This window comes from Robbsia sp. KACC 23696, from assembly GCF_039852015.1.
In the GTDB taxonomy this organism is placed as follows: domain Bacteria; phylum Pseudomonadota; class Gammaproteobacteria; order Burkholderiales; family Burkholderiaceae; genus Robbsia.
This window is the reverse complement of the sequence record NZ_CP156626.1, coordinates 2,414,843-2,429,000: the sequence shown is the minus strand read 5'-3', so window position 1 is coordinate 2,429,000 and position 14,158 is coordinate 2,414,843. Positions and strand designations below refer to the sequence as shown.

Annotated in this window: 9 protein-coding genes; 6 read left to right on the top strand and 3 right to left on the bottom strand. The window is 62.7% G+C overall.

Annotated features, from left to right (window positions below):
* The first annotated feature begins 2 nt into the window (after nucleotides 1-2).
* The 3 genes from glnL to ABEG21_RS10160 all read left to right on the top strand — a co-directional run bounded on the left by glnL (nucleotide 3) and on the right by ABEG21_RS10160 (nucleotide 3,561).
* Nucleotides 3-1,184: a nitrogen regulation protein NR(II) gene (gene glnL / locus ABEG21_RS10170; protein ID WP_347554513.1), complete on the top strand. Its 1,182-nt coding sequence runs from the start codon at nucleotides 3-5 to the stop codon at nucleotides 1,182-1,184.
* A 5-nt stretch (nucleotides 1,185-1,189) separates the two neighbouring features.
* The gene (ntrC, locus tag ABEG21_RS10165; protein ID WP_347554512.1) at nucleotides 1,190-2,770 is read left to right on the top strand and encodes a nitrogen regulation protein NR(I); all 1,581 of its coding nucleotides are present in this window, start codon (nucleotides 1,190-1,192) and stop codon (nucleotides 2,768-2,770) included.
* Between the two features lie 311 nt (nucleotides 2,771-3,081).
* Complete coding sequence (locus ABEG21_RS10160) at nucleotides 3,082-3,561, top strand: hypothetical protein (protein WP_347554511.1); 480 nt, start codon at nucleotides 3,082-3,084, stop codon at nucleotides 3,559-3,561.
* 272 nt (nucleotides 3,562-3,833) lie between these two features.
* Here ABEG21_RS10160 and xth read toward each other — a convergent pair whose 3' ends face one another.
* Entirely contained in the window at nucleotides 3,834-4,613 is a 780-nt protein-coding gene (xth, locus tag ABEG21_RS10155; RefSeq protein WP_347554510.1) for an exodeoxyribonuclease III, read from the bottom strand.
* A gap of 315 nt (nucleotides 4,614-4,928) precedes the next feature.
* Between xth and ABEG21_RS10150 the strand changes: the two genes are divergently transcribed.
* Both ABEG21_RS10150 and ABEG21_RS10145 read left to right on the top strand, forming a co-directional pair.
* A complete protein-coding gene (locus tag ABEG21_RS10150) occupies nucleotides 4,929-7,199 on the top strand; it encodes a VTT domain-containing protein (protein ID WP_347554509.1) in 2,271 nt (756 codons plus the stop codon).
* 104 nt (nucleotides 7,200-7,303) lie between these two features.
* On the top strand, nucleotides 7,304-8,041 hold the full coding sequence (locus ABEG21_RS10145) for an endonuclease/exonuclease/phosphatase family protein (protein ID WP_347556721.1): 738 nt from the start codon (nucleotides 7,304-7,306) through the stop codon (nucleotides 8,039-8,041).
* Between the two features lie 70 nt (nucleotides 8,042-8,111).
* Here the strand turns inward: ABEG21_RS10145 and ABEG21_RS10140 are convergent, their stop codons facing one another.
* Both ABEG21_RS10140 and ABEG21_RS10135 read right to left on the bottom strand, forming a co-directional pair.
* The gene (locus ABEG21_RS10140; protein WP_347554508.1) at nucleotides 8,112-9,455 is read right to left on the bottom strand and encodes an NADP-dependent oxidoreductase; all 1,344 of its coding nucleotides are present in this window, start codon (nucleotides 9,453-9,455) and stop codon (nucleotides 8,112-8,114) included.
* Nucleotides 9,456-9,723: 268 nt separating this feature from the next.
* Nucleotides 9,724-11,301, bottom strand: coding sequence for an aldehyde dehydrogenase (NADP(+)) (locus ABEG21_RS10135; RefSeq protein WP_347554507.1), 1,578 nt, complete (start codon nucleotides 11,299-11,301; stop codon nucleotides 9,724-9,726).
* A gap of 1,000 nt (nucleotides 11,302-12,301) precedes the next feature.
* Here ABEG21_RS10135 and ABEG21_RS10130 point away from each other — a divergent pair.
* Nucleotides 12,302-14,149, top strand: a complete 1,848-nt coding sequence (locus tag ABEG21_RS10130) for an extracellular solute-binding protein (protein WP_347554506.1) — start codon at nucleotides 12,302-12,304, stop codon at nucleotides 14,147-14,149.
* The last annotated feature ends 9 nt before the right edge of the window (nucleotides 14,150-14,158 follow it).

Below are 14,158 nucleotides of genomic sequence, written 5' to 3'. Positions count from 1 at the left end.
CGATGGTACTGAAGAACCTGATGCGAGGACGCAAGTCCCAGAACGATGCCGCGGCGTCCGACGCCGCCGCCACCGCGCGCGCCAATATTGGCCCGACAGCCCCGCAAGCCTTGCTCGATGCGGGTCTGCTGCCCGGGCTCGAAGCACTGCCGTCGGTCGTGCTGGTCCTGGAGCGCAGCAGTTGGCGGATCGTCTTCGCCAATCCTGCCGCCGAAGCGCTACTCGAGTTGTCGCGGCGGCAACTGATGCAGATGGCCTGGGGCGATCTGTTCACCAGTGATCTTGGGCCCCTGGAATCGATCACTGCGTTGAGCCAGGACTATTTCCAGGCGACGCATCTGGATGCGGTGATCGAGCGGCACGGCCATGAACCGCTGCGCGTGCTGGCGGTACTGGGCGTGTTGGAATCGGTGCCGGATTATCTGCTCGTCGAAGTGTTCGAGAACGAGCAGAAACTGCGCAACGACCGTGAGGAGCGGATCGCCGATCTTTCGGCGGCCAACAAGCAGTTGATCCGCAATCTGGCGCACGAGATCAAGAATCCGTTGGGCGGTATTCGTGGCGCTGCGCAATTGCTCGAGTTCGAATTGAACGAGAACGCGCGTGAGCTGAAGGAATACACGCAGGTCATCATCAAGGAATCCGATCGGCTGCAGACGCTGGTGGATCGTTTGCTGGAACCGCATCGCCATCCGCACATCGTACGCGACGTAAATATCCATGAGGTCTTCGAGCGCGTGCGTGCGGTGATTCTCGCCGAGTTCCCGCGCGGTTTGACGATCGAGCGCGACTTCGATGTCTCCGTGCCGGATCTGCGTGGCGATATGGAGCAGTTGATTCAGGCAGTACTGAATATCGTGCGCAATGCGGCGGAGGCACTTCGCTCGCAGATCGCCGAGGGCACGGCGGTGATCGAGTTTCGGACACGGATCGCGCGACGTATCGTGATCGCGAAGCGTCAATGCAAACTGGCATTGGACTTGCGTATCACGGACAACGGTCCGGGCATTCCCGACGAGATCCGGGATCGGATCTTTTATCCGCTGGTCTCCGGCCGTGAGGACGGAAGCGGTCTCGGGCTGACGCTGGCGCAGACCTTCGTGCAGCAGCACGATGGACTGATCGAATGCGAAAGCCGACCTGGTAAGACCGAGTTCCAGATCCTGTTGCCATTGAACTACTGAAGACCATGAAACCGATCTGGATAGTAGACGACGATCAATCGATCCGATGGGTTCTCGAAAAAGCCCTGGCGCGGGAGAACTTTCCCACGCGTAGCTTCAGCAATGTGCGCGATGCGACCATTGCGCTAGAGAGCGATCGGCCCCAGGTCCTCGTATCCGATATCCGGATGCCGGGGGGCTCGGGTCTCGACCTGCTGCAACGGGTGCGTGAACGCGTGCCCGGGCTGCCCGTCATCATCATGACGGCATTTTCCGATCTGGACAGTGCCGTCGCCGCGTTTCAAGGCGGGGCATTCGAATACCTGGCCAAGCCCTTCGATATCGATCGTGCGGTGGAACTGATTCGCCGCGCGGTGGAGGAAAGCCAGCGCGGGGAGCACCACGACGACGACCGGCCGACGGAAGCGCCCGAGATGCTCGGGCAGGCCAGCGCGATGCAGGACATGTTTCGCGCGATCGGCCGGCTTTCCAACTCGAGCGCGACGGTACTGATCACCGGCGAGTCCGGTACCGGTAAAGAGCTTGTCGCACGCGCCTTGCATCGGCACAGCCCGCGGGCCAACGGGCCCTTCATCGCACTGAATACCGCTGCGATTCCGAAGGATCTGCTGGAATCCGAGCTGTTCGGGCATGAGCGTGGCGCCTTCACCGGTGCGCAAGCGATGCGGCAGGGCCGCTTCGAGCAAGCCGAGAACGGCACGTTGTTTCTCGATGAAATCGGCGATATGCCGTTCGATCTGCAGACCCGCTTGTTGCGCGTGTTATCCGATGGGCAGTTCTATCGTGTGGGCGGCCACAACCCGCTGCGCGCCAATGTACGCGTGATTGCCGCGACTCACCAGAATCTGGAAACGCGCGTCCGTCAGGGTATGTTCCGCGAGGACTTGTACCATCGGCTCAATGTCATCCGGCTGCGTCTGCCGCCGTTGCGCGAGCGCTCCGACGATATCGCGCTGCTGACCAAGCACTTTCTGCTGAAGAGCGCCCGCGATCTGGGCGTCGAACCGAAGCGGGTTACTGACGATGCGCTGGCCTATCTGTCGTCGCTGCCGTTCCCCGGTAACGTGCGGCAGTTGGAGAATCTGTGTAACTGGCTGACGGTGATGGCGCCGGCACAGACGATCGAAGTCAAGGATTTGCCGGCGGAGATGCGCTCCACCGGATCGACCGGCACCCTCGGTGCGAGTCTCGGTGAAGGCAATAGCGCGCTGAGTAGCGGCTCGGGTGCGCCGGTGTCCTTGTCCGACGCGGGCGGCGATGCGGACGTGTCGGATAGTCTGTCGCCCAATGTGCCTGCCGGCGCTGCGGTAGGCGCGTCTGGCGGTGTTGCGAGCGATGGCGCCGCTGCAGGCGGCGTGGCCGAGCGTAGCGAAAGCTGGGAAAGTAGCTTGCGTAGCGAGGTCGCACGATTGCTACGCAGCAGCGCGCCGGACGTAATGGATCAGGTGACGCGTCGCTTCGAAGCTGCCGTGATCAAAGAGGCGCTGGATTTCACGCGCGGACGGAAAGTCGAGGCCGCCGAGCGTCTGGGTATCGGCCGCAATACGATTACGCGGAAGATACAGGAGCTTGATCTGGAGGCGTGAGCATTCGCTCGCCGCACATTGTCGCCGGTGTGCCCTGAGCGGGGCGCGCCAGTAGAACGGGACAGCACGACCCTTTTGGGGCGGCGCTGTCCCGCTTTCCTTTTGGGGCGTCAGACGAGCGGTCATACCCTCAAACCAAGTCAATATCCGGATATTCGCACCTTCATTTTATATCGTAGTGCTTACAGAGTTGTGCGTTGGCCGCGAGCGGCGCGTGCCTTGTTCCGTTAATGTTCCGGGGCGCGGCGGTCCGTGCGCGTCGATGCCTTTCGCGCAGCAGATTCGGTCCATCCGGTGTACCGCCGATCATATTGGCCGGTCGGATAGCGTGGTGGATACCGTTATTGCTGATGGCCGGCATGGTGCCGGTATTGGTTGTTCGTGTGCGCACCGGGCAGGCGAGCTGGGGCGTATGCGAACGCAATACCGGGATGTTCAATGCCATACGTCTGCTGGATCGGATTCTCACGCAGCCGGCTTTCGCCAAGGACTTGCGGATGTTTCACATGCAGGCGCCGCTGCTGGCGACCTGGCGTGAGCGGTATGGTCGCTTCTTGCGTGAAGCGCGCCGTGTGAGGATGCGCGGCGCTTGGCGGCTGCTGCTTGCGTCGACTTTCGCCGGCGCCTGCCTTTTCCCCGCTTTTATCTTTGTGATCAATGGTTTTTCCGCCGGACGCGCTTCCAACGACATCACGGGAGGACCGGTGACGGCGGGCACCTTGGTCGTCTTTTTCGGCTGTCTGGTCCAAATCAGCCAGGGTTTGTCGACGCTGATTTTCCACTGGGGGTGATGTACTAGGCATTGTCTACGCGATGCGTCCTTGCCAGCGCTTGCGGGTGGCTTTCGACACCGCCAGGACTGGCGGCACGTCGATGGCGCGCGACGATACCGCGATCGTCACGTTCCGAGAGGTACGCTTCCGATACGGCGACGCGACGAAGCACGATGAAGCTGATGAAGCCGACTAAGCCGACTAAGCCGACTAAGCCGACGAAAGCAACGATGCTTGCAGCGAAGGCGAAGGCGAAGGCGAGCCTCTACGCTAGCGGGCTGCGGGACCGCTCAGATATCGAACGTCGCCGTCACGGGCGTGTGGTCGGACGGCTGCTCCAGCGCACGAGGCGTCTTGTCGATCTCGCAGGCCGTACACGCTTTTGCCAGCGGCTCGCTCAGCAGCACGTGATCGATCCGCAATCCGGCATTTCGGCGAAATGCGAACATCCGGTAATCCCACCAACTGAACGATTTCTCCGCCTGATCGAACTGGCGGAAGCTGTCGCTCAGGCCCAAGTCGATCAGGCGCATGAAGGCCCCGCGCTCTTCCGGCGACACCAGATTCTGGCCGACCCATTTTGCCGGATCGTGGACGTCCCGATCGTCGGGCGCGATATTGAAATCGCCGGTCAGCGCGAGGCGCGGATGGCGCGTCAGTTCGGCAGCGATCCACTTCTCCAAAGCGGCCAACCATTCGAGCTTGTAGGCGAACTTCTCGGTCCCTGGCGCCTGGCCATTCGGGAAATACGCCGAGATCACGCGGACACCCGACACCGTCACGGCGATCAGTCGCTGCTGCGGGTCGTCGAAGCCGGGGATATTGCGCGTGATGTCGACTTCGTCGATCTCGAGCCCGTCGCGGACCAGGATCGCTACCCCGTTATACGTCTTCTGACCGATGAAAAAGCTGCGATAACCGGCCGCGGCGATCTCGGCGACCGGGAACTTGTCGTCTGTCAGTTTCAGTTCCTGCAGACACAATGCATCGACAGGATTTGCTGCCAGCCATTCGAGTACATGCCCCAGTCGTACCTTCAGCGAATTGACGTTCCAGGTGGTGATGCGCATGTAAGTGACTACCTATTTGAAAGTAACGAAAAAATTTTTGCCGCGGTGTGCCGGAAATGGCACAGTTTCCGGCATTTTACGTCGTACTGGGCCGTCGCACGGTCAAACGATGCGGAGACGCGCGCAACGGCCAGGTCCGCGCGAACAGGCAGCCGGCAAAGCAGGGCGAAAGACACACTAGCCGTGGAACACGTTTTGCTTAGTGGTTCGATAGCATTGCCCGCGTGGATGCGCGACATCATCCCGCACGCAGTCCCTATTTTCATGGCTCGGTCCTGACAATCCCAGCCCGAACGCCTTGCCGGAAATCCTATTTTGTCCTCTGTCGACGCTCCTACCGCAGACACCGTCACGTCCCCGCCTGAGGTGGCAGAACGGCTCTTTCGCCCCGGTGAGAACTGCTGGCGTGTGGAGCAGGCGCATCGGTTTCGGATGTTGATCGATGGCGAGGAATATTTCACCGCACTGCGGGAAGCGATCCGGAACGCGCGGCAGACCGTATTCATTTTAGGATGGGACCTCGACAGCCGGATGAAATTGGTCCCGGGCGGCGCCAATGACGGTTTCCCGGATCCGCTCGCGGAGTTTTTGCACGCCATCGTGGCGAAGCGCCCCGGACTGCGCGTGTATGTGTTGAGCTGGGATTTCGCCATGCTCTACGCCTTCGAGCGCGAATGGTTGCCGGTTTTCAAGATGGGCTGGCGCGCGCACCGACGGTTCGCTTTTCTGCAGGATGGACGGCATCCGATCGGTGGTTCGCATCATCAAAAAATCGCGCTGATCGACGATCGCGTGGCATTCGTCGGCGGCTTGGATCTGACGCGTTCGCGTTGGGACACGCAGGCGCACGCGCCAAAGCAACCTTTGCGACGCGATCCGAACGGCGAGCCGTACGGACCCTTCCACGATATCCAGGTCATGTTCGATGGCGCGGCGGCGGCGGCCATCGGCGAGCTGGTACGCGAGCGCTGGCTTCGCGCCAATGGCCGGCGCGTGGCGGTGCTGAGCGCGCAAATGCGCGCCGCGCAACACGATCCCTGGCCCGCGTCGGTAGCGCCCGATGTCGAGGATGTCTCGCTCGCCATTTGCCGTACCGAGCCCGAATATGGCGGCCGCCCGGCAGTGCAGGAAATTCGCCAGATGTATCTGGACATGATCCGACGCGCCAAGCGCCATGTGTTATGCGAGAACCAGTATTTTACGTCCGGCATCGTGGGCGAAGTCCTGCGCGAGCGCTTGCAGGATCCGCAGGGGCCGGAAGTCGCGATCATCTCGCGGCGTGTCGAGGGCGGCTGGTTGCAGGAAGCGACGATGGGCGTCCTGCGTGCGCGTTTGCATCGCGACCTGCGCGGGGTGGCCGATGCGCAGCGCTACCGCATGTTCTGCCCCCAGGTGCCAGGCTTGGGTGAGGATTGCGTCAACGTGCACAGCAAAGTGATGTTTGTCGACGATGACTTGCTGTTCGTTGGATCCGCAAATCTGAATAATCGCTCGATGGTCCTCGACACCGAATGCAATATCGCGCTTGAAGGGCCGGCCATTCCGGCGATGCGAAATCGCCTGCTTGGCGAACATCTCGGACAGGCGCCGGATCGCGTCGGCGAAGAGATTGCGCGCACCGGCTCCGTGCTGCAGGCCATCGATGCGCTTGGCCATGGCGAGCGTACATTGGCCCCACACGATCCGGTGGTAACGCCGGATCTCGATAATCTGGTGCCGAGCGAAGCGATCATCGATCCGGAAACGCCGATCGCGCCCGAGGCGCTGGTGACGCAATTCGTCCCGGCGGAAAAGCGCCGTGGTCTGTCGGGACGCTATGCCTGGCTCGGATTGCTCGCGCTATTGCTGGCCGGTGCGGCCGTTTTATGGCAATGGACGCCATTGAAGCAGTACATGAGCATCAATATGCTGACGCAGTTGACGGAGACGCTTGCCCGCATGCCGTTCAGCCCGCTGGTGATTCTGGCGGCCTATGTGCTCGGTGGCCTCGTGTCGGTGCCGATCACGTTGATGATCGCGGCCACGGGCCTGGTGTTCGGCGCGGTGCAGGGGGGCGCGTATGCGTTGATCGGCACGGCGGCCAGTGCAACGGTGACTTACTTACTGGGACGCTGGCTGGGGCGAGAGACGGTTCGCCGCCTTGCCGGACCGCGCATCAACGGACTCTCGGAGCGCCTGGCGGAACGCGGTCTGGTGGCGATGGTCATTTTGCGGATTCTGCCGGTGGCGCCATTCACCGTGGTCAATGTTATTGCCGGCGCGTCGCAGATCGGTTTGCGGGATTACCTGCTCGGGACCTTGATCGGCATGGGCCCGGGTATCATCGTGACCGTCTCGTTCGCCCATCAATTGGTGCAGACCTTGCGGCACCCGACGATGGGGTCCTTTGCCGCATTGGCGGCGATCGGCATTGCCCTGGTTGGCTTGTCGATTGCCCTGCAACGCTTCTTCCGCAAACGGGAAGTACATCGAAAGCGCGAGCGCCAGGATAAAGAGACGGTCGATTCCAACAATGCGCCACGCCGGGGCGCGGCGGGAGCGGCATCGGTGCGTGCGGCAAAGCACACCCCGTCGTCGGCATCTTGAACGCTACACGGCATGGCGCCGTTAGATCATTCGGGGAACGTACCATCGATAGCACAAGCAATCTCGTGGAAACCATCGATGTCACCCGCGACGCCAGCGCCTTGCTGGAAGGCGACGCGCGCGAGCGCGCGCATGTCCGCGAAGCACAGGGCTCGCCTTGGCCACTGCGTATCGCCTCGTACAATATTCACGGGGCAGTTGGTGCCGACGGTCGCCGTCGCCCCGATCGCATTGCGGGCGTGCTGGCCGAGATCGATGCCGACGTCATTGCGCTCCAGGAAGTGCCGATGGGGGGGCATGTGTTGCCCGATGTCCTGCAATCGCTCGTCAAAGCCACTGGTTTTCATTACGTGGAGGGCGTGACGATCGATACCGAGGAGCGTCGTTTCGGCAATGCCGTCTTGAGTCGCTATCCGATCATCGAAACGCGTGCGATCGATCTTTCCTTTGGGGCCCGGGAGCCGCGCGGCGCGGTTGACGCGGACATCGATTGCAATGGTCATCGTATTCGATTCATTGCCACGCATCTGGGGCTCCGCGCCGCCGAAAGGCGTGCACAGGTCAGGCGACTGCTCGCGACGTTCGATACGCGCGATATGCCGATCGTCCTGACGGGAGATCTGAACGAGTGGTTCCTCTGGGGCCGCACGTTGCGCTGGCTGACCAGCCATTTTCAGCGCACGCATGCGCCGAGGACGTTTCCCTCCCGTTTTCCGGTATTCGCATTGGACCGCGTATGGGTACGTCCGCGCGAGCGGCTGGTACGCGTGGCCGTCCATCGGACCGCATTGGCGCGGGCGGCGTCCGACCATTTGCCGCTGGTGGCGCAGATCGATCGCTAATCGTTCGCTCGCACCTGTCGGGCTCCTTCGGCCGAGCGCGGGCGCAAGCCGGTTTTGTACCCGCCGCGGGCTACGTCGTTTGGGTAGCAGCGCGCGAAGCGATTCCGCGCGGGGTTTTTGCACTGCGCTCGGCGGCCTTCCCGACCGATCGCGGATCGCGTGCGTTGCGGCCCTTGTCATCGGTAGTCAGAACCAGCTTGCCCAATACGGCGCCCGCTTGCAGCCGTTCCAGCGCATCGGCCGCCTGCATGAAGCCATAGGTCTCCTGTACCACCACCTTCACCTGGCCGTTGTCGATCAAGGTGGCGATCTCGCGTAATTGCGCCGCGCTGGGATGGGCGACGAAGTGCCGCGCGCGTACGGTGCGTAGCCGCGCTTCGTATTCGCACGGCTCGCTGATGGTCGAGATCAACGCACCGCCGTCACGCAGCACGTCCCACGAACGATGCTGAGTTTCGCCGCCGATCAGGTCGAACACGACATCGACGCCGCTGGCTGAGGTCGATGTGCTAATCGTCGGAGTGGTCGATTCCCCTTGCGCCACCGTGCCAGCCCGTGCACGTTCAGCGAGCGCCGCCGGCACCGCGATCTCGAAAATCTCCGCGCGCATGTCGATCACGACGTCGGCGCCCATTTCCCGGGCGAACGCGATGCCTTGCGTACTTTGTTCCGTGGCGATGACGAAGGCGCCGTGCGCCCGCGCGAACTGGATTGCGAAGTGACCGACACCGCCTGCCGCGCCGTGGATCAGCACCGTCTGGCCGGCTTGCAAGCGTCCTTGCGTGAACAGGCCTTGCCATGCCGTCAAGGCGGCGACGGGAACGGCCGCTGCCTGCGCGGCATCGAGGCACCGCGGGCGCACGCAGACTTCGCCCAGCTTCACGATCACCCGTTCCGCATACGTGCCACGGTCGATGCCGAGCATGCCGAAGACCGCGTCGCCGACGGCGAAGCCAGTGCCTTCGCCATTGACCGCTTCAACGACGCCGGCGAAATCCCGGCCCAGCGCGAACGGCAACTGCGCGACGTCGACCAGATCCGAATGGCCGTCGCGGATCTTGAAATCAAGGGGATTGATACCGGCCGCTTCCACGCGCACCAACAGCTCACCCATTTGCAAGGCGGGTAGGGCGACGGTATCGACGCGAAGCGCTTCCGGACCGCCGAAGGCATGAATGCGCACGGAACGGGTCTGCCATTCCGATTTCAGCGCCACCCGAGTACCGACGGCGGGAGAACGCGCGCTCGTGGGCCGGACGACCGACGCGGTATTGCCGGCGATCGGAGCACGATGGGTCCGCGCGAGCGCCGAATCCGGCACGCCGCAGGAAGGGCGTAGCGTAGCGGAGGTTTTCAACGTCAGCGACGCGGGGAGGGGGGAAGAGGGGGCCGCACCGGCCGATGATGAAGACATGATTCGCTCCGCGAGGCTGCGTCGCGGGCGCGGCGCATCACGCGTATGTCGCAAGACACATGCCCAGCGCTGCATAACTCGGGAAAGTCAGTATGCCTGACGGCAAAAAGGCTATCCGACGGATGCCGGATAGCCTTTTTGCGGAGGAAACGATCTGCGACGTCGTCTCGAGCGCAGGGAAAAAAAAACGCGTTTGCCCGAAACTACCGGGCGGCGATGTCACCGTTACGGGGTGTCACGACGACATCCGGCGACGACGTTTCGTGCCTCAATCGACGCGGTGCTTGCCGTCGGCGAGACGCGGCAACTTCCACGGATTGCCAGCCTGCAGGGCGGCCGGCAGCAGCGCGTCCGGCAGCGATTGGTACGACACCGGACGCAGGAAGCGTTCGATGGCGGCGGTTCCGACCGAGGTCGAGCGGCCGTCGGACGTCGACGGGAAAGGGCCGCCGTGAACCATTGCATCGGCCACTTCGACGCCGGTCGGCCAGCCGTTCGCGAGGATACGGCCGACTTTGCGCTCCAGCGCTGGCAGCAGGCTGCGCGCGATATCGTAGTCGCCTTCGTCCATTTGCAGCGTGGCCGTCAGTTGGCCTTCGAGGCGCTCGGTCAGCGCATGCAACTCGGCCAGATCCTGGCATTCGACCAGCAGCGATGCCGGCCCGAAGATTTCTTCGGCCAGCGCATCGTCGCTCAGCAATTCTGCCGCGGTGGTACGGAACAGCTGCGGTTGCGCGCGGCAGCCGCTGCCGGCCTGGCCTTGCGCGACGGCGCGCGCATCCTTACGCGATTGGAGGCGCGAGATGCCGTTCTGATACGCGGATTGGATGCCTTGCGTCAACATCACGCCGGCCGGCTTGGCGGTCAGTGCCTGAGCGGCGGCGCCGACGAATGCCTCGAAGTCCTTGCCTGCCAGCGCGAGCACGACGCCGGGGTTCGTACAGAACTGCCCGGTGCCCAGCACCAGCGAATCGACAAATCCTTCCGCCAATTTCTGGCCGCGTGCGGCGAGCGCTGCCGGCAGCAGATACACCGGATTGATGCTACTCATTTCAGCATAGACCGGGATCGGCACCTTGCGCTCTTGGGCGATCTTCACCAATGCCAGGCCACCACGGCGGGAGCCGGTGAAACCAACGGCCGCGATGGCCGGATTCGCCACCAGCGCCGCGCCCACTTCGAACCCGCTGTCGACGAGCAGGGAGAACACGCCCTCTGGAAGACCCGCGCCCTTGACGGCGGCCTGAATCGCCCGACCCACCAACTCCGAGGTACCCGGGTGCGCCGCATGGGCCTTGACGATGACCGGTGCGCCGGCTGCGAGCGCCGACGCGGTATCGCCACCGGCAACGGAGAAGGCCAGCGGGAAGTTGCTGGCGCCAAAGACGGCGACCGGACCGACTGGAATCCGGCGCAGACGCAGATCGGGGCGCGGCAGCGGCTGACGGTCCGGGAGCGCCACGTCGATGCGGGCGTCGACCCAGTCGCCGCGACGCAGCAGTTGTGCAAACATCTTCAACTGACCGACCGTGCGCCCGCGCTCGCCTTGCAGACGCGCCGTCGGCAGGCCGCTCTCGGCGCTGCCGCGCTCGATCAATTCGTCGCCGAGTTTCATGATCTCGTCGCCGATGCGTTCGAGAAACGCGGCGCGTTCCTCCGGCGATGTTTCGCGATAGATATCGAATGCCGCATGCGCCAGCGCCGCGGCGCGTTCGACGTCCGCGGTGGTGCTCGATGCGAACGTCGGTTCCATGGATTCACCCGTCGTCGGGTTGAACGCCTGGAAGGTCGCGCCGGTGCCGCGCTGCGCGGTAGCGCCAATCAGCGCTTCGCCTTTGATCGTCATGTCATCTCCTGTTGGTGTTCGTATTACGTGCTGCGGATAAAATTTCGTATCGTCAAGATATGACGTCAGACAATTATGATCCTCCTACTCGACCGAACCGACCCGTTATGACTGCATGGGATCGATCGACGGTCTTGCGGAGCACCCGGCTATCTCGCCGTGATCGATGGTCGCAAAAAACGCCGAACGTCTTTCTGGCGCGCGACGCCCCTTACGCTGAAACGCAATCGTTTGCAGCCCCGAGGCCATCCTGCCGGCTTGTGCCGGCGCAGGGCGCGGACAGGATCGCCGACTGGAAATCCCCAGCGTTATCCGCGCTATGCTCGCATGAATTTGAGACGAAACCAAGGCAGTCGCGTCCTGGTCGCGCGTCTGTGCCCTTCAGATGGTAACGCGTCGCATCCCAATAATCGAGGGCGATACGCATCTTGACGCCCAATCTAGGGAAAACCCTTGCAGCCGCCGCATGCCGCAATGCGCGCCGTTTCCGGGGATGCCGACGTGGTTTCCGGGTAGCGGAATTCTACTATTTGTCCGCCGAAAAACGTGAACAAAGCGTCCATGATAAACGACGTCGTACAACATGGCAGGCTGCAGCAAGGCCACCTCGTTGCCGATTTATTACGTCGTCACGTCACGTCACGGCGCAGCGGGGCCGTCCCCTGGGCATATTTCAAGATGCCGCTAAAGCCTCCGATCCCGCTGGCAGCCGTCGTCTCGACCGGGCCGGCGCGCCGGAGCGATAAGCCGAGATGTCATGAGCAATGCGGACATTCTCACGCGTAAAACCGTCCAGAAAATCACCGGCGGTGCCTGGCACGAGCGGCGCGATTCTCTCATACTGTCTGCGCGCGTCCCTGGCGGCGGGTGGTCGATCGATGTGTGCCGGGTCAGGTGCGAAGCAGGGCGGCGCGGGCCGAAACGTCGCGCCGCGCAACGGCGGACAGGGGAGGCGGGACAACGTTCGCCCGGTACGTTTTTTTAAGATGGAATAGAAGCTATGTCGTGGTGTCGTGGTGCGTATTATCGTAAGTCGGTGTTCGGCGCGGGCGTCGCGCTCGCGCTCCTCCTGATCGTGCGAACGAGCCAGGCCGCGCCGGCCATCGCCCAATATGGTGAACCGCACTATGCGCCCGGCTTCACGCACTTCGACTATGTCAATCCGGACGCGCCGAAGGGCGGCACCTTGACCTTGTCGAATCCGTCGCGAACGACGCACTTCGACAAATTCAATCCTTTTACGCTGCGCGGCAATGCGGCGCCGGGCGTGGGCCTGTTATTCGAGACGTTGACGACCGGCGCCAGCGATGAAGCATCCAGCGCATACGGACTGCTTGCCGACGACATTGCCATTGCGCCCGATCGCCGCTCGGTGCGGTTCCATCTGAACCCGGCCGCACGCTTTTCGAATGGCGATCCGGTGCGGGCGGCCGATGTCAAATATTCCTTCGACACGCTGATGAGCAAGGCGGCGGCGCCGAACTACCGGACCGTCTGGCAGGCCGTCACGGGCGTCACCGTCGTCGATCCGCAGACGGTCGAATTCACGTTTTCAGAAGCCAATCCCGAATTGCCGCTACTGATCGGCAGTCTGCCGGTGTTCTCGCCGAAATGGGGCGAGCGTCCGGATGGGACACGCATCGCGTTCGACCAATTGGATTTTCAGAAGCCGATCGGCAGCGGGCCCTATGTCATCGACAGCTATAGCGGCGGCACGCAGATTGTCCTGAAACGTAACCCGCAATACTGGGCCGCGAATCTGCCGGTACGGCGCGGCATGTATAACTTCGACCGCATCGTGTACAAGCTCTATGGCGACAATACGGCAAAGCTCGAAGCGTTCAAGGCCGGCGAGTACGATGTCAGCGTCGAATATCGGGCGCGCGCCTGGGTACGCGACTATATCGGCAAACGCTTCCGCAACGGCGAGATCGAGAAGACCGTTTTCACGCATCGCAACGATGCCGGGATGCAGGGCTTTTATCTGAACACGCGACACCCGCTTTTTCAGGATGTCCGTGTGCGTCAGGCGCTGGATCTGGCGCTCGATTTTCAATACTTGAACCGCCAGCTTTTCTACAATCAATATCGCCGCAGCGACAGCTTTTTCACCAACAGCGATCTTGCCGCGCACGGCCTGCCCGACGCCGGCGAACGGGCCTTGCTCGAACCGCTTGTACAACGTTACCCAAAGGACGTCGACCCAGCGGTGTTGGGGCCCATGGTCGTACAGCCGAGTACGGCGGCGCCGCAATCGCTGCGCAAGAATCTGCTGCTCGCGCGTCGATTGCTGGCCGACGCCGGCTGGACTTATCGCGATGGGGCGCTGCGTAATCGCGCCGGGCAACCCTTCGTGTTCGAGATCCTCGACGACTCGGGCGGCGCCCTCGGTGCCGTAGTCGCGTCCTACGCGCGCAACCTCGCCAAGCTCGGCATCACGGTGAATTTCCGCTCGACCGATTTCGCCCTGTATCAACAACGATTGCAGAACTTCGACTTTGATGCGACCACGCTCGCCATGCCGGCGGGGCAGAGCCCCGGCAGCGAATTGCTCGACGAATTCGGCAGCAAGGCCGCCGCGATCGAGGGGTCGAGCAATTTCGCCGGCATCCGCTCGCCGGTCGTGGATGCCTTGATTCAAGACGTATTGGCGGCGCATTCGCGCCCGGATCTGGTGGATGCGTCGCGCGCCCTGGACCGGGTGCTGATGCATGGGTATTACGTGATTCCGCAATGGTTTGCCGACGGTCACCGGGTTGCCTACCGCACCACTCTCGCGTTTCCGTCCACCTTGCCGCTGTATTATGCTGCGGAGGATTGGGTCGTCTCCACCTGGTGGCATCGATAATCGGATCGA

Coding starts and splice junctions, on each gene's coding strand:
- glnL (WP_347554513.1), top strand. CDS start 3: ATGGTACTGAAGAACCTGATGCGAGGACGCAAGTCCCAGAACGATGCC.
- ABEG21_RS10135 (WP_347554507.1), bottom strand. CDS start 11,301: ATGACGATCAAAGGCGAAGCGCTGATTGGCGCTACCGCGCAGCGCGGC.
- ABEG21_RS10140 (WP_347554508.1), bottom strand. CDS start 9,455: ATGTCTTCATCATCGGCCGGTGCGGCCCCCTCTTCCCCCCTCCCCGCG.
- xth (WP_347554510.1), bottom strand. CDS start 4,613: ATGCGCATCACCACCTGGAACGTCAATTCGCTGAAGGTACGACTGGGG.
- ntrC (WP_347554512.1), top strand. CDS start 1,190: ATGAAACCGATCTGGATAGTAGACGACGATCAATCGATCCGATGGGTT.
- ABEG21_RS10130 (WP_347554506.1), top strand. CDS start 12,302: ATGTCGTGGTGTCGTGGTGCGTATTATCGTAAGTCGGTGTTCGGCGCG.